This is a genomic window from Actinomadura rugatobispora (assembly GCF_055379765.1).
On the sequence record NZ_AP029191.1, the window covers coordinates 557,392 to 572,268 of the forward strand.

At 74.5% G+C, this 14,877-nt stretch carries 14 protein-coding genes; 5 read left to right on the forward strand and 9 right to left on the reverse strand.

Going from position 1 to position 14,877, the window contains the following annotated elements:
- Window positions 1-150: 150 nt before the first annotated feature.
- Window positions 151-864: a GntR family transcriptional regulator gene (locus tag ACZ466_RS02200; protein WP_378287818.1), complete on the forward strand. Its 714-nt coding sequence runs from the start codon at window positions 151-153 to the stop codon at window positions 862-864.
- Here ACZ466_RS02200 and ACZ466_RS02205 read toward each other — a convergent pair.
- From ACZ466_RS02205 to ACZ466_RS02220, 4 genes are all read right to left on the reverse strand, one after another.
- Window positions 849-1,646, reverse strand: a complete 798-nt coding sequence (locus ACZ466_RS02205) for an enoyl-CoA hydratase/isomerase family protein (protein ID WP_378287819.1) — start codon at window positions 1,644-1,646, stop codon at window positions 849-851. The genes ACZ466_RS02200 and ACZ466_RS02205 overlap by 16 nt on opposite strands.
- 46 nt (window positions 1,647-1,692) lie before the next feature.
- The gene (locus tag ACZ466_RS02210) at window positions 1,693-2,823 is read right to left on the reverse strand and encodes an acyl-CoA dehydrogenase family protein (RefSeq protein WP_378287820.1); all 1,131 of its coding nucleotides are present in this window, start codon (window positions 2,821-2,823) and stop codon (window positions 1,693-1,695) included.
- A complete protein-coding gene (locus tag ACZ466_RS02215) occupies window positions 2,817-3,923 on the reverse strand; it encodes an acyl-CoA dehydrogenase family protein (RefSeq protein ID WP_378287821.1) in 1,107 nt (368 codons plus the stop codon). Before ACZ466_RS02215 ends, ACZ466_RS02210 begins: the two co-directional genes overlap by 7 nt.
- A 71-nt stretch (window positions 3,924-3,994) precedes the next feature.
- Window positions 3,995-4,438 carry a nuclear transport factor 2 family protein gene (locus tag ACZ466_RS02220; RefSeq protein ID WP_378287822.1) on the reverse strand — a complete coding sequence of 148 codons (444 nt, stop codon included), beginning with the start codon at window positions 4,436-4,438 and terminating at the stop codon, window positions 3,995-3,997.
- Between the two features lie 150 nt (window positions 4,439-4,588).
- Between ACZ466_RS02220 and ACZ466_RS02225 the strand changes: the two genes are divergently transcribed.
- The 3 genes from ACZ466_RS02225 to ACZ466_RS02235 are packed head-to-tail and all read left to right on the forward strand — an operon-like array spanning window position 4,589 to window position 7,956.
- Window positions 4,589-5,941, forward strand: coding sequence for an ABC transporter substrate-binding protein (locus tag ACZ466_RS02225; protein ID WP_378287823.1), 1,353 nt, complete (start codon window positions 4,589-4,591; stop codon window positions 5,939-5,941).
- Between the two features lies 1 nt (window position 5,942).
- A complete protein-coding gene (locus ACZ466_RS02230; protein ID WP_378287824.1) occupies window positions 5,943-6,806 on the forward strand; it encodes an SDR family oxidoreductase in 864 nt (287 codons plus the stop codon).
- Between the two features lie 10 nt (window positions 6,807-6,816).
- Window positions 6,817-7,956, forward strand: coding sequence for an acyl-CoA dehydrogenase family protein (locus ACZ466_RS02235; RefSeq protein ID WP_378287825.1), 1,140 nt, complete (start codon window positions 6,817-6,819; stop codon window positions 7,954-7,956).
- 5 nt (window positions 7,957-7,961) lie between these two features.
- Here ACZ466_RS02235 and ACZ466_RS02240 read toward each other — a convergent pair whose 3' ends face one another.
- The 5 genes from ACZ466_RS02240 to ACZ466_RS02260 are packed head-to-tail and all read right to left on the reverse strand — an operon-like array spanning window position 7,962 to window position 13,264.
- Entirely contained in the window at window positions 7,962-9,212 is a 1,251-nt protein-coding gene (locus ACZ466_RS02240) for an acyl-CoA dehydrogenase family protein (protein ID WP_378287826.1), read from the reverse strand.
- Window positions 9,213-9,218: 6 nt separating this feature from the next.
- Window positions 9,219-10,013 (reverse strand): enoyl-CoA hydratase/isomerase family protein, encoded by a 795-nt coding sequence (locus ACZ466_RS02245; protein WP_378287827.1) that lies wholly within the window; start codon window positions 10,011-10,013, stop codon window positions 9,219-9,221.
- On the reverse strand, window positions 10,010-11,197 hold the full coding sequence (locus ACZ466_RS02250; protein ID WP_378287828.1) for an acyl-CoA dehydrogenase family protein: 1,188 nt from the start codon (window positions 11,195-11,197) through the stop codon (window positions 10,010-10,012). The genes ACZ466_RS02245 and ACZ466_RS02250 overlap by 4 nt, the downstream gene beginning before the upstream one ends.
- The gene (locus tag ACZ466_RS02255; RefSeq protein ID WP_378287829.1) at window positions 11,194-12,456 is read right to left on the reverse strand and encodes a hotdog family protein; all 1,263 of its coding nucleotides are present in this window, start codon (window positions 12,454-12,456) and stop codon (window positions 11,194-11,196) included. The genes ACZ466_RS02250 and ACZ466_RS02255 overlap by 4 nt, the downstream gene beginning before the upstream one ends.
- Window positions 12,457-12,514: 58 nt before the next feature.
- Window positions 12,515-13,264, reverse strand: coding sequence for an SDR family oxidoreductase (locus ACZ466_RS02260; RefSeq protein WP_378287830.1), 750 nt, complete (start codon window positions 13,262-13,264; stop codon window positions 12,515-12,517).
- 142 nt (window positions 13,265-13,406) lie between these two features.
- Between ACZ466_RS02260 and ACZ466_RS02265 the strand changes: the two genes are divergently transcribed.
- Entirely contained in the window at window positions 13,407-14,873 is a 1,467-nt protein-coding gene (locus ACZ466_RS02265; protein WP_378287831.1) for an aldehyde dehydrogenase, read from the forward strand.
- Window positions 14,874-14,877 lie beyond the last annotated feature (4 nt).

The window sequence follows — 14,877 nt, forward strand, 5'->3', positions numbered from 1 at the left end:
CCGGGGCGGCCGACCACACCTGCGATTCACACTTGATTTTATATATAATAAAACGTCAGCGGTGTCCGTGGAACGGAGGGCGAGGGTGGCGGAACTGGTGCGGCTTTCGGTGCGGGACGGCGCCCTCGTCAGAGCGGACGGGAGCGCGCCGTGAGCCCCGTACCGCCCGGCTCGCCCCTGCCGGCCCCCGACGACTCGCTGGTCCGGCGCAGCAGCGGCGAGCAGGCGGCGCTCTACATCCGCAGGCTCATCTTCGACGGGCGGCTGCGGCAGGGCGACCGCGTCCCGCAGGGCGACATCGCGCGCGCCCTCGGCGTCAGCCGGATCCCCGTCCGGGAGGCGCTGCTGTCGCTCGAACGCGAGGGCTGGATCACGATCAGGCCCCATCGCGGCGCGTTCATCGGCTCGCTCGACGAGGCGGCCGTGCGCGACCACTACGCGCTGTACGGGCTGGTGTTCGGCTTCGCGGCCCGGCGCGCCACCGAGCGCCGCACGCCGGAGCTCGCGAACCGGCTCTCCGATCTGTGCGCGGCGCTGCAGCGCGAGGACGATCCCGCGGCCGTGGCCGAGCTGAACCGGGAGTTCGACCGGCTGATCCTGGAGACCGCGAGCTCGCCGCGGCTGCGGGCGGTGCTGCGGGCAATGGTCGGGGTCGTGCCCGGCAACTTCTTCGCGCTGGTCCCGGGGGCGATCGAGGCCGAGCGGGCAGGGAGCCGGGCGATCCTGGACGCGGTCCGCGCGGGCGACCCCGGCCGCGCCGCCGACGCGTACGCGCGGATGCTGCGGCGCCAGGGCGACCTGGTCGCGCTGCTGTTCCGGGAGCGCGGCCTGTTCGCCGCGTCCGGCCCTCAGCTGCCGGTGTAGCGCGGCTCCCGCCCCTCGGCCCGCGCGACGCGGAACTCGCCGTAGTCGCGGGACCCCTGGACGAAGGTCTGCGCGATCAGCTCCTCCGCCATGGACGCCCTCACCTGCGGCTCGCCGAGGCTCCGGATCGTCCGGCGCGCCATCCGGACGGTCAGGAACGGCGCCGCGGCGACCTTCTCCGCCATCTCCCGGACGGTCGCGTCCAGGTCCGCGCGCGGCACGACCCGGGACACGATCCCGTGCCGGAGGGCCTCCTCGGCGTCCATCGCGCGGCCGGTGAGGACCAGGTCGGAGGCGACGCCGTGCCCGCAGATCTGGAACAGGCGGGCCACCCCGCCGGTGTCGGGGATGACGCCGTGCGCGACCTCGGGGAGCATGAAGCGCGCGTCCTCGGCCGCCACCCGGACGTCGCACAGCAGGGCGCGCTGGAACGAGGCGCCGATCGCCCACCCCTGCACGGCCACCAGGACCGGGACCTCCAGGTCCAGCAGCCGCTGGATGCCGCGGTGCCCGCGGGTCATCAGCTCGTGGTGGGTCAGTTCCGCGGTTCCGGCGCCGATCGCGCCGACGTCGCGTCCCGAGGAGAACGAGCGGCCCTCGCCCCGCCAGATCACCGCGCGGATCCGCGCGTCGGCGGCGATCTCCTCCAGGATCTCGAACAGCCTGAGGTCCATCGCGTCGTCGAAGGCGTTGTGCTTGCCGGGATGGTCGTTGGTGATGACGGCGACGGGTCCGTCGGTCTCGTACCGGATCCGGTCCCCGGCGGGTGGCGCGTCCGCCATGCTCGCCCCTTTCAGCGTCGTGGGGTCGTGGGGTCGTGGGCTTCCCTCATCTGGCCCGCGGCAGGTGCAGCAGGCGCTCGGCGACGATGGAGCGCTGGATCTGGCTGGTCCCCCCGGCGATGGAGGCGGCCCTGGAGTAGAGGTAGTCGAACAGCGCCGGGCCCTCGTCGCCGAGGAGCGGCGCCGTGCCCAGCGCGTCCATGGCCACCTGGTACAGCAGCTGCTCGGTGCGCGTGGACAGCAGCTTGTCCACCGAGCTCTCGGGGCCGGGCGGCGCGCCGTCCGAACGCGCCGACAGGCTGCGCAGGACGTGCAGCCTGAGCATCTCGGTGTGCACGAAGGCCCGCGCGACGGCGCGGCGCACCGCCGGCGGACGGTCCGCGTGCGCGGCCTGCCCGGCCAGCCGCCGGATGGCGCGGGCGTACCGGGAGGAGAACCCGATGTCGGCGGGCCCGCGCTCGTAGGCGACCGTCGTCATGGCCACCCGCCAGCCGTCTCCGGGGCGTCCGACGACCCGTCCCGCGGGGACCCGCACGCCGTCCAGGAGGACCTCGTTGAACTCCTCGTCCCCGTTGGCCTGGCGGATCGGCCGGACCGTCACCCCGGGTTCGCCCATGTCCACGACCAGGGCGGACAGCCCGCGGTGGCGGGCGGCGCCCGGGTCGGTGCGGGCGACCAGCAGGCAGCGGTCCGCCCAGGCGGCGTCGCTGGTCCAGATCTTCCGGCCGGTCACGACGTAGCCGGTCCCGGCCGGCTCGGCGCGGGTGGACAGGGCGGCGAGGTCGGAGCCGGCGTCCGGCTCGCTGAAGCCCTGGCACCAGATCTCCTCCCCGCTGAGCAGGCCCGGCAGGAAGCGGCGGCGCTGTTCGGCGGTCCCGTGGTGGAGCAGCGCCCTGCCCAGGAAGGCCGAGTGCGGAACGGGCGGGGCGCCGGCGGCCCCCACCTCGTCGGCGAGGACGGCCTCGTAGACCGGGGGCAGGCCGCGGCCGCCGTAGTCGGCGGGCCACGACAGCCCCATCCAGCCGTCCCGGAAGAGGGCGCGGTGCCAGGCGGTGTCGAAGGCGGCGCGTTCGGGGCCGCCGAGCGGGCGCGGACCGGCCGGGGTGTGCCCGGCGAGCCAGGCGCGCAGCGCGGCGCGGAAGTCGGCCTCCTGCGGGGAGTCCTCGTAGGTCAGCATGCACCGGCTCCGGATGCGCCGGCTCCGGATGCACGGGCTCCGGCGGGGACGGCGCCCAGGCGGTCGGCGAGCACGCCGAAGTGGTGCTCCTCGTCGCCCAGGGCCCGGCGGTCAAGGAGCGCCCGCCTGAGGTAGAGGTGGGCGACGCACTCCCAGGTCATGCCGAGCCCGCCCCAGATCTGCAGGGCGGCCTCGGCGACCGGGCGGGCGATCTCCGAGCAGAACGCCTTGGCGACGCGCGCCGCGTCGCGGGCCTCCTCGGGGCCGAGCGCGTCCACCGCCCACGCGGCGTGCCAGGCGCAGCTGCGGGCGCCCTCGATGAGCGCGTGCTGGTCGGCGGCCAGGTGCTGGACGGCCTGGAACGAACCGATGGGCCGCCCGAACTGGTGCCTGGTACGGGCGTGGACGAGGGCCGCGTCGAGCGTCCCCGCGAGGGTGCCGACCAGGTCGGCGCAGAGCAGGGCGAGGGCGAGGGCCTCCCAGCGCACCAGGTGGTGCGGTTCCACCGGGCCGAGGCGGGGGCCTTGGACGGCGCTCGCCGTCCTCGCGAGCCCTCGGGTCGGGTCGGCGCTCTCGGCGGGCCCGGTCGTGGCGGTCTCGGCGAGGCCGGGGCCGTCCACGGCGACGACGAGGGCGCCGTCGCTCCAGTCCCAGGCGATGCCGTGGGCGGCGGGGGCCAGCAGGTCGCCGTCGAGGACGACGCTTCCGGGCCGTTCACCGCGGGCCAGGGCGCGTGCCGCCTCGGCGGCCCTTCCCGAGGGGTCTTCGGCAGCGGCGGGGGCGAGCAGGGCGGTGGCCAGGAGGGTGCCCATCAGGGGCGCGCGCACCAGCCCCCGCGCCAGCTCCTCCACCGCGAGGGCGGCGGCGAGGGTCGCGTTCGCCATGGGCCGGGACGTGGCGGTTCCGGGGCCGTCGCCCGGTTCCTCGGACAGCAGCATGCCCGGCAGGCCCATCTCCACCACGGCCCGCCACGCCCGGTCGGGCCCGGGACCGGCGATCGCCGCGCCGTCCCGGTGCCCGCCGGTGGTGGCGTGGCGGCGCGCCAGCGACGCGACCGACTCGGCCAGCAGGCGCAGCTCCTCGGTCAGGCTGACGTCCACCCGCACCTCCGCGCCGCCGCGTGCCCGGCATCCCTTAGATTGCAGAAAATATATAACATAAAGAAGGCGGGTCAACCGGGGGTGATCTCCCGGCGGGCCAGCCGCCAGCCCGCCGGCTCCCGGCGGAAGGTGTCGCGGTAGTGGCCCATCGACCGCAGGTGCGGCTCGGCGCCGGTGCGGACGTAGAACTGCCAGTACGACTCCGCCACCGCCGTCCCGCCGTCGCCGCCGACCTCCACCGCGGTGGTGCCGATGACGTGGCGGGTGCCGCTGCCCGGGCCGGTGGCCCCCTCGGCGCGGCGCGCCGCGCCCGCCGCCCGGATCTCGGCGCGGCCCCGCTTCACCGGGACGCCGGGCATCTCCCAGACGGCGTCCTCGGTGAACTGCGCCGCGTAGTCGTCCAGGTCGCCCATGTCCGACAGCATCGCGATCCGCGCGAGGGCGCCCCGGATCTCCAGCTCGTCCCGGACCGCCCGGAACTCCCCCGCGCCGTCGGCGCCCGCCGCACCGGTCATCGCCGCCCACCTCCGCCCCGCGCCCGTCCGGGCGATCCGGCTGCTTGTCTGATTCTGGATTTTATATATAAGTTGACGACGGCTGTCCACGAAGACCAGGCCCGGCAGGGCGCCGCCGGCGCGGTGCCGGCCCGAAGGAGGGATCACCCGATGACCGAGCAGGACGGTGCCCGCCACGCGGAACGCATGTTCCCCGCCCCGGTCGACCACGGCATCGCCCGCCCGGACCGGGCCGTCGCCACGGTCCGCTCGGGCACCGACACCGAGGCCGGCGGCCACCGCAACGAGCTGTGGTACCAGGGCAGCGGCCGGATCGGCGAGAAGGCCGTGGAGTCGATCGTGATCTACCCGCCCACCCGCGGCGTGGTGGGCCAGGGCGACCCGTTCGAGCCGGTCCGGATCGGCCTGCTGATCGACATGGACCTCGGCCAGCTGCTGGCCGACACCATCGACCCGATCATCCTGGCCGTCGAGGACGCCCTCAACGAGGGGGTCTACGACCGTCCCGTCGAGATCCTCACGGTGGACGCCCGCGGCCTGCCCAGGGAGAACTACCGCAAGGTCCGCCAGGGCTACGAGAAGCTGGTCGAGGCGGGCTGCACGGTGGTCATCGGCCCGTTCATCTCCGACAACGCGCTGAACCTGCGCGACACCGTCAACGCCGCCGGGGTGTCCGCCCTCAGCTGGACCGGCACCACCCTGTTCCACGGCGAGTACTGCTTCACCGTCGCCAACGGCGACATCCCCACCGAGGGCGCCATGGCCGCGAGCTGGTGCTTCCAGAACGGCCTGGAGAAGATCGGCTTCTTCTGGGAGCAGGGCTCCTCCGGCGACCTGTACGCCGACTACTTCCGCACGGCCGCGCGGCAGTACGACCTGGAGGTCATCAAGGAGGTCCGGCTCACACCCAACCCCAGGAACTTCCAGCAGAACCTGGCGACCATGCGCGACCAGGGCGCCCAGGCGATCGTCTACATGGGGTACGGCTACTCGACCTTCCACTTCGCCGAGGCGTTCAAGGCCCTCGACTGGGACCCGCCCCGCTTCATGGGCACCGCGTTCATGTTCTACTCCAACTCCAACAAGTGGGCCGAGGGCCTGGAGGGCTGGCACGGCGTCGACCAGCTCGGCGAGGACGGCGCCAACCCCAACTACGAGGCCATGCTGGAGCGCTTCGAGGCCCGCTTCGGCCGCGTGTCCCGCAACGTCGTGGTGGCGCTGTCCTACGACAGCGCCCGCGCCGCGATCCACGGCATCGCCAACGCCCGCATCGCCACCCCGGAGGAGGTCAAGACCGGGCTGGAGAAGATCAAGTGGATGCCGTGCACCAACGGCGGACCCGGCTGCTACCTGACCTTCGCCGAGTACGACCACCGCGGCTACAAGGGCGACTTCCTCACCGTCCGCGAGCTGCGCGGCGGCGAGCTGCACTTCCGCGGCTACCACCGGCCGGCGTGGCCGTCCAACACCCGCTCCCCGCTGCTGAAGCAGGGCGAGCGCTGAGATGCCCGTCCCCCCGCCGCCGCTGGGCCGCTCCGCCCTGCACCCGGGCGCGTTCACGGGCACGGGCGTCGTCGTCACCGGCGGCGGCACCGGGCTGGGCCGCGCGATCGCGGTGGAGTTCGCCCGGCTCGGCGCCGACGTGGCCGTCCTGTCGCGCAAGGACGAGCACCTGCGGGCCGGGCTCGCGGCACTGGCGGAGTTCCCCGGGACGGCCACCGCGCACCCCTGCGACATCCGCGACCCGGACCGGATCGCGGCGGCGCTGGACGCGGTGGAGGAGGCGTTCGGGGGACGGCCCCGGGTGCTGGTCAACAACGCCGCGGCCAACTTCCCGGCCGCGGCCGAGGAGATGAGCCCGAACGCCTGGCGCACCGTCGTGGACATCACCCTCAACGGCACGTTCCTGTGCGCCCGCGAGTTCGCCCGCCGCCACCTGGCAGCCGACACGCCCGCCACGATCATCAACGTGGGCGCGTCGTACGCCTGGACGGGCGGGCCGGGGTTCGCCCACTCGGCGGCGGCCAAGGCCGGGGTCAAGAACCTCACCGAGTCGCTCGCGGTCGAGTGGGGCCCCTACGGCATCACCGTCAACGGGCTCGTCCCCGGGATGTTCCCGCACCGCGACATGACCGCCGACATCCGCGGCAACCTCGACCGGGCGCACGACAAGGACGACCGGCAGCCCGTGGGCCGGGTCGGCAGCCCGCACGAGCTCGGCTGGGCCGCCACGTTCCTGGCCTCGCCCTACGCGGGGTTCATCAGCGGCCACACGCTGGTCGTCGACGGCGCGAACTGGCAGCGCCGCACCCTCACCAACCCGCCCGTGGTGCCGGTCCGCGAGCAGCTCGGCCTCGGCCCGCACTAGGGGGATGCGCATGGACCTCATCTTCAGCCCGGAGCAGGACGAACTGCGCCGCACCGTGCGCGCGTTCCTCACCGAGACCTCGCCCGAGACGGAGGTCCGCCGGCTGATGGTCTCGGCCACCGGCTACGACCGGGACGCCTGGACGCGGATGGGCGCCCAGCTCGGCCTCCAGGGCCTGGCCGTGCCCGAGGAGTACGGCGGCGGTGGCGGCGGCGCCGTGGAGACGGGCATCGTGCTGGAGGAGATGGGCCGGGCGCTGCTGTGCGCGCCGTACCTGGCCACCGGCGTCATGGCCGTCCGCGCCGTCCTGGCCTCGGGCGACGAGGGCGCGGCCCGCGAGCTGCTGCCCGGCATCGCCTGCGGGGTGACCGTGGCGACGCTGGCCTTCCAGGAGCCGGGGCGGGGCTGGGAACCGTCCGCCCGGGACGTCACGGTGCGGCGGTCGGGCGGGCGGCTGCTGCTGCACGGCGTCAAGGACCTCGTCCTGGACGGCTGCGCGGCCGACCTCGTCCTGGTCACCGCCGCCGGCGAGGAGGGCACCGGCCTGTACGCGGTGGCCGGTGACGCCGAGGGCATGACCCGGACCGGGCTGGACGCGCTGGACCCGACCAGGAGGCTGGCGCGCCTGGAGTTCGAGGGCACGCCGGCGCTTCCGGTGGGCGCCCCGGGCGCCGGGACGGCGATCGTGGCCCAGACGCTCGACCACGCGGCCGTGGCGCTGGCGGCCGAGTGCGTCGGCGGCGCCCAGCGGATGATGGAGACCGCCGTCGAGCACGCCAAGACCCGCGTGCAGTTCGGCCGCCCGATCGGGGCGTTCCAGGCCGTCAAGCACGCGTGCGCCGACATGTACATCGACGTCGAGTCGGCGCGGGCGACGGCGCACCACGCCATGTGGACGGCGGCCGGGCCCGGCCCGGACGCCGTCGCGGATCCGCGTGCGGCGGCGGCGCTCGCCAAGTCCTGCTGCGCCGACGCCTTCATGCGCGTCGCCACCGAGACGATCCAGGTGCTGGGCGGGATCGGCGTCACCTGGGAGCACCCCGCGCACCTGTACTTCAGGCGGGCGAAGAGCTCCCAGCTCCTCTTCGGCGACACCGACCACCACCGGGAGAGCCTGGTCGCCCGCCTGGAGGCCGCCGCCACCGGCTGAGGCCCTCAGGCGTCGCCAGGGGCCTTCAGGGCGTCGCGGAACGGCAGGTCGCGGTCGGCCGCCCGCTCCCTGGGCAGGCCGAGGATGCGCTCGGCGATGGCGTTGCGCTGGATGGAGTCGGTCCCGCCGCCGACGCGCAGCCCCTGGGCGCTCAGCAGCTGCTGCTGCGGATCGCCTCCGCCGGGGGCGCCCGTCCCGGCGAGCAGCCCGCCGGGGCCGTCGATGGCGAGGCCGAGCTCGGCGGCCTGGTGGGCGCGGCGCGTCACCAGCAGCTTCATGATCGATCCCTCGGGGCCGGGCCGCTCCCCCCGGTCGAGCGCGGCGCGCATCCGCAGGCCCAGGATCCGCAGGACCTCGTCCAGCGTGTGCACCCGGGCGAGCGCCTGGCGGACGAGGGGGTCGCCGTCGCGCCCGCGCGCCCGCGCCCGCGCCAGCAGCTCGGCCGCCCTGGCCCCGCCCCCGCCGCCGATCATGGCGCGCTCGCTGGCGAGGGTGGTGTGGGCGACCGCCCAGCCGCCGCCGGGCTCGCCGACCACGTCGCCGGCGGGGACGCGGACCTGGTCGAGGAAGACCTCGTTGAAGTGGTACGACCCGTTCATCTGCCGCAGCGGCCGCACCTCGACGCCCGCCGAGCGCATGTCGAGCAGGAAGTAGGTGATGCCCTGGTGCTTGGGCACGTCGAGGTCGGTCCGGGCGAGCAGGATCGCCCAGTCGGCCGACCTGGCCTGCGAGCTCCACACCTTCTGCCCGGTGACGACCCAGTCGTCGCCGTCCCGGACGGCGCGGGTGCGCAGCGCGGCGAGGTCGGACCCCGCCTCGGGCTCGCTGTAGAGCTGGCACCAGACCCGTTCGCCGCGCAGCAGCGGCGGCAGGTGCGCGGCGCGCTGCTCCGGCGTGCCGTGGCGCATGAGGGTGGGCCCGACCATCGACAGCCCGATCAGCAGCGGGCCCACGGAGACGTCGAAGGCCGCCGCCGCCTCGGCGAAGACCGCCTCCTCGGCCGGGGTGCGGCCGCGCCCGCCGAACGCCTCGGGCCAGGAGATCCCGGCCCAGCCGCCCTCGTGCAGCCGGGCCTGCCACGCCTGCGCGGCGCGCACGCTCTCGGCCTCGGCCTTCTCGTACTCCTCGGCGGACGGCGCGGACTCGAAGTGCAGCCGGTGCCGGACCGTGCCCGCGAAGGCGGGGGCGTTCGCGGCGAGCCAGGCGCGGGCCAGCTCCCGGAAGGCCGTGCGTCCGGGGGTGTCCTGGTGGTTCATGGTGTCCTACTCGGCCTTCCAGCGCGGCTCGCGCTTCTCCGCGAAGGCCGCCGGGCCCTCGGCCTGGTCCGGGTGGCCCCACAGCCCCGTCAGCTCGGCGGCGCCCGCCCTGCACGCGTCGGTGAGCCCCTGTTCGAGGGCCCCCCACAGCGCGCGCTTGGTCGCGCGCAGCGCCGCGGGCGAGTTGCGCGCGACCTTCTCCGCGAGCTCCGCCGCCGCCTCGCGCAGCCGCTCGGGCGGATCGACGACCTCGCTCACCATGCCCAGCTCGCGGGCCCGCGCCGCGGACATCCGCTCGTACCGGCCCACCAGCGCCATCCGCAGCACGGCCTCGGCCGGCATCTTGCGCATCAGGCCGATCATCTCGATGGTGCTGGCCTGCCCGACCGACACGTGGGGGTCGGTGAACGTGGCGTCGGAGGCGGCCAGCACGATGTCGGCGTCGGCGACGAAGTGCAGCCCGCCGCCCGCGCAGACGCCGTTGACGGCCGCGATCACCGGCTTGTCGATGCCCAGGAACCAGGAGGTGAAGCCCAGGTCCCAGCGCTCCACCGACTCCCGGTAGCGCTCCATGCCCACGCCGTCGCTCGCCAGCTCCATCACGTCGGCGCCGGTCTGGAAGGCCGGGCCGTTGCCGGTGTTGACGATGACCCGGACCTCGGGGTCCTCGGCGAGCTCGGTCCAGGCGGCGCGCAGCTCGTCGCGCATCTGGTTGTTCATCGCGTTGCGCCGGTCGGGACGGTCGAAGATCAGCCAGCCGACATGGCCGCGCCGCTCGACGACGAGGGTCTCGTAGGTCATGGGGAGTCAGTCCGTTCCGCCGGATGGCTGTGTTCCAGGTGCCGGGCGAGGCTCTCGAGGTGGTCGGCCGGCCTGCCGAGCAGCTCGCCGCTCGTCCAGGCGCGCTTGTAGTACAGGTGGGCGTCGTGCTCCCAGGTGAAGCCGATGCCGCCGTGCAGCTGGATGGTCTCGGCCGCGACGAAGGCGTACGCCTCTGAGCAGTACGACCCGGCGACCGCGGCGGCCACCGCGAGCCCCGGCAGGTCGCGCAGGTCGCCCGAGCCGCGGCCGGACCCGGCGAGCGGGTCCTCCGCCGCGGCCTGGGCGGCGGCCATCGCCGCCGACCGCGCCGACTCGACCCGGATGAGCATCTCCGCGGCCCGCTGCTTGACCGCCTGGAAGGAGCCGATCGGACGGCCGAACTGCACGCGCGAGCCGGCGTGCTCGACGACCGCGTCCAGGCAGCGGGCCGCCCCGCCCGCCTGCTCGCAGGCCAGCAGGGCGCGGCCGACGTCCAGGGCCCGGCGCAGCGCCCCGGCCGCGTCCGCCTCGCCGAGCCGCCGCGCGGACGCGCCGTCGAAGGCCACCGCGGCCTGCTTCCTGGTGGGGTCGAGCGTGACGAGCGGCGTCACGGTCAACCCGGGCGCCCCGGCCCTGACCGCGAACACCGCCGTCTCGCCGCCGTCCAGCCGCGCGGGCACGAGCAGCAGGTCGGCGGACGCGCCGTCGACCACGAACCCGGCGGCACCGTCCAGCACGTGGCCCTCCCCCCGCGCCGACGCCTCCGCGACGGCGCCGTCCGGCAGGAGCCGACCGTCGGGGTCCGTCAGCGCCACGGTCGCCACCAGCGATCCCGAGCACAGGTCCGGCAGGAACTCGCGCCGCGCTGGCGGGTCGTCGAGGCAGAGCAGCAGCGGGATCGCGAGTCCGGTGGTGGACAGCAGCGGGGCGCACAGCAGCGCGCGCCCGGCCTCCTCGAACACCGCGCCCAGCTCCACGTAGGAGAAGCCGGCCCCGCCGTGCTCCTCGGGGACCACCAGCCCGGCCAGGCCCAGCTCGCCGCACAGGCGCCGCCAGGTCTTGGGGTCCCAGCCGCGCCCGGTGTCCATCTGCCGCCTGACCTCCGCCGGAGGCGACAGGTCCCGCAGCGCCTCGCGGACGGAGTCGCGCAGCAGGGCCAGCTCGTCACCGGACGCCGCGCTCACGCCCGCTCCCGGGCGAACCGCTCGATGGTGGCGTCGAACGCCCCCTCCAGCGTGGTGGCCCGGCCGGGCGGGTCGGGGAGCCGGACCGGGCCGTGCTCGCGGCTGGGCAGCAGCACCGTCGCGGTGGCGGGCGAGGTGATCTCGCCGCGCTGGTTGCGGGTGCGCAACTCCAGATCGACCGCCGGGCGGTCGCCCTCGGCCAGGTAGCGGCGGGTCACCTCGCCCTCGGCGAACTGGACGTCGCCGACGTAGTTGAAGCGGCGGAACTCCACCCGCAGCCGCCACAGCCACCCGTCATCGCCCATCCAGTCCGTGCACGCGTGGATCAGCCAGGTCTCCCGCATCCGCCCGTAGTCGAACGTGGTCGGATTGCCCGACTTGCGGGCGAAGGCCGGATCCCAGTGCACCCGCTGCATGGCGTCCGGCACGCCCAGCTCGTCGCGGTGGTAGAAGCGCGGGATCCGCCGCCGGTTCTTGTACGCCAGCCGCAGCGGCGCCACGTCGTACATCCCCATGCCCATGCCGACGTGCCAGCAGACCATGTCGGTGACGGTCAGCGGCCCCTTGACCAGCGGCCCCACCGGGTCGCCGACCTGGACGTCCTCCCACCAGCGCGGCTCGGCACCGCGCGGGGCCTCGGCGGCGTACCGGGAGTCGAGGTCGGCGACGGCCTCCTCGCTCCAGGGCTCGATCGCGACGTCGTCGTACTTCTTGCGCTCGCGGGCCTTGCCCCGCTCGGTGCGGAACATCATCCGGTACTGGGCGCCCAGCAGCGTCCCGGCATCGGTCTGGAACGCCTGGGCGGTCCACTCCTGCACGCCGCGCCCGCCGAAGTCGCTGGGCTTGTCGACCACGCCGACCAGGGCCGTGCGGCGCAGGATCTCGTGGTCGGCGGTCAACGGCGCCCACCACTCGCGCTCACTCGCGGCATAGAAGGCGTGCACGCCGCGCAGCGGATCGCCCTTCAACTCCCCCTGGCGCTCCAGCTCGGCGTCGTTGAGGGCGTCCTCGCCGATCAGGCTGTCGCCGCCGACCAGGGCGGGCGGGGCGATGGCGCCTTTCCAGCGCGTGCCCGCCGCGTACCCGGGATCCGACCACAGCGGGTTGTCGTCCCCGTAGGCCCACGCCACGTGGCGGAAGGCGTCCTCGCCGGGACGGCGGTAGTGCGGCGGCGCGGGGTAGACCTGGGGGACGCCGATGCGGGCGCGCAGCCGCTCCACTCCCTCGTCCGTGATCGTGCCGGTAGCCAAGTCGCTCACCAAACTATTTTATACAATATTGATCTCTGGCTTCAAGGGCGGCCGCCCGGCGCTCCGCTCAGATGCGCACGATGTGGCCGCCGTCGACGGCCACGATCTGGCCGGTCATCCAGGGCGCGTCGTCGGAGAGCATGAAGAGCAGGGCGCCCACGTGGTCCTGCGGCGTGCCCAGGCGCTTGAGCGCGAGCCCCTGGACCATCGGGTCGATGAACTCCTCGGGCACGACGCCGCGGGTGGCGGCGGTGTCGGTCGGGCCGGGCGCGAGGGCGTTGACCCGGATGTTCATCCAGCCCAGCTCCGCGGCGAGATTGACGGTGAGGCTGTTGAGGGCCGCCTTGGCGATCGAGTAGAAGCCGCCCGCCATCCAGGCCGCCGTCGACGACTGGTTGACGATGGAGCCGCCGCCGCGTTCGCGCATCGAGCGGTACACGGCGCGGGTGCAGTGCAGCGCGCCGTTGAGGTTCACCGCCATGAACCGCTGGTAGTAGTCGAGGTCGACCTTGGTCAGCGCCTCGACCTTCATCCCCCCGTAGATCGCGGCGTTGTTGACCAGGTGGTCGATGCCGCCGTAGGCCTCCACCGCCGCGTCGGCCATCGCCCGCGCGCTCTCGGGGTCGGCCACGTCCGTCACGACGGCGCGGGCGGTGCCGCCCGCGGCCTCGATGTCCTTGGCGACGGCCGCGGCGCGCTCGCCGTTGAGATCGGCGACCACCACCCTGGCGCCCTCGGCGGCCAGGGCCTTGGCGTAGGCCTCGCCGATGCCCTGACCCGCACCGGTGACGACGGCGACCCGTTCCTCGAAGCGCATGGGCGCACCCTTCGACGCTGCGCGGGAGCCCCGTCCGCGGCCCGTGCCGGCGGGCGGCGCTGGCCCGGCATTGGCTGTTCTGAGTTGTGCGGATAATATATATCATCAAGTCTACAAAACGGCCGAGCACCCTGGAGGCCCCATGCCGGAGGTCGAGTGCGAGGAGCGGATGCTGATCGGGGGCCGGCTCGTCCCGGCGTCCGGCGGCGGCACGTTCCCCGACGTCAACCCGGCGACCGAGGAGCGGATCGGAGTGGCCGCCGACGCCACCGCCGCCGACATGGACGCCGCCATCGGCGCGGCGCGCGCGGCCTTCGACGGCACGGACTGGGCCGCCGACCCCGCGTTCCGCGCCCGCTGCCTGCGCCAGCTCCAGCAGGCGCTGGCCAAGCACGCCGAGGAGCTGCGCGCGACGATCGTCGCCGAGGCGGGCGCGCCGGTGGCCCTCACCCACGGCGCCCAGCTCGACATCCCCGTCGAGGGCCTCGGCTGGGTCGCCGACCTCGCCGAGCGGTACGCCTGGACCACCGACCTGGGCGTCGCCGAGCCGTATGGCATCCGCTCGCACCGCTACCTGCGCCGGGAACCCGTCGGAGTCGTGGGGGCCATCACCCCGTGGAACTTCCCCATGCAGATCAACCTGGCGAAGGTCGGACCCGCGCTGGCGGCGGGGAACACGGTCGTGCTCAAGCCCGCGCCCGACACCCCGTACACCGCCACCCTCCTCGGCCGCCTCGCCGCCGAGGAGACCGACCTGCCGCCGGGCGTGCTCAACGTCGTGACCTCGTCCCGCCACGAGATCGGCCAGCTCCTGGCCGAGGACGAGCGCGTCGACATGGTCTCCTTCACCGGGTCCACCGCGACCGGACGCACCGTCATGCGCGCCGGGGCGGGCACCATCAAGAAGGTCTTCCTGGAGCTGGGCGGCAAGTCGGCCCTCCTCGCCCTGGACGACGCCGACCTCAAGAAGGCCGTCGGCAACGCGGCGTTCCAGATCACCACGCACGCCGGTCAGGGCTGCGCCATCCTCACCCGGCTCGTGCTGCCCCGGTCCCGCTACGAGGAGGGGCTGGAGATGCTGGTGGAGACCCTGCGCGGCTGGCCGTACGGGGATCCGACCGATCCGGGCAACCTGATGGGGCCGCTGATCAGCGAGCGGCAGCGCGAGCGCGTCCGCGGCCACATCGCCACCGGCCTCCGGGAGGGGGCCCGGCTCGCGCTCGGCGGCGGCGTGCCCGCCCACCTGCCGACCGGCCACTACGTGGAGCCGACCGTGCTGGCCGACGTCCATCCCGACGCGACGGTCGCCCAGGAGGAGATCTTCGGCCCGGTCATCGCGGTGCTGGCGCACGACGGCGACGACGACGCCGTCCGGATCGCCAACAACTCCCGGTACGGCCTGTCCGGCATGGTGGTCAGCGCGTCGGACGAGCGCGCCCGCGCGGTCGCCCACCGGGTCCGGACCGGGACGATCTCGGTCAACGGCGGCCTGTTCTACGGCGCCGACGCCCCCTTCGGCGGATACCGGCAGAGCGGTGTCGGGCGGGAGAGCGGCGTGGCCGGCTTCGAGGAGTACCTGGAGATCAAGACGATCGCGGAGACGGGGTGACCGG

Coding starts and splice junctions, on each gene's coding strand:
- ACZ466_RS02230 (WP_378287824.1), top strand. CDS start 5,943: ATGCCCGTCCCCCCGCCGCCGCTGGGCCGCTCCGCCCTGCACCCGGGC.
- ACZ466_RS02265 (WP_378287831.1), top strand. CDS start 13,407: ATGCCGGAGGTCGAGTGCGAGGAGCGGATGCTGATCGGGGGCCGGCTC.
- ACZ466_RS02205 (WP_378287819.1), bottom strand. CDS start 1,646: ATGGCGGACGCGCCACCCGCCGGGGACCGGATCCGGTACGAGACCGAC.
- ACZ466_RS02210 (WP_378287820.1), bottom strand. CDS start 2,823: ATGCTGACCTACGAGGACTCCCCGCAGGAGGCCGACTTCCGCGCCGCG.
- ACZ466_RS02260 (WP_378287830.1), bottom strand. CDS start 13,264: ATGCGCTTCGAGGAACGGGTCGCCGTCGTCACCGGTGCGGGTCAGGGC.
- ACZ466_RS02240 (WP_378287826.1), bottom strand. CDS start 9,212: ATGAACCACCAGGACACCCCCGGACGCACGGCCTTCCGGGAGCTGGCC.
- ACZ466_RS02235 (WP_378287825.1), top strand. CDS start 6,817: ATGGACCTCATCTTCAGCCCGGAGCAGGACGAACTGCGCCGCACCGTG.
- ACZ466_RS02220 (WP_378287822.1), bottom strand. CDS start 4,438: ATGACCGGTGCGGCGGGCGCCGACGGCGCGGGGGAGTTCCGGGCGGTC.
- ACZ466_RS02245 (WP_378287827.1), bottom strand. CDS start 10,013: ATGACCTACGAGACCCTCGTCGTCGAGCGGCGCGGCCATGTCGGCTGG.
- ACZ466_RS02225 (WP_378287823.1), top strand. CDS start 4,589: ATGACCGAGCAGGACGGTGCCCGCCACGCGGAACGCATGTTCCCCGCC.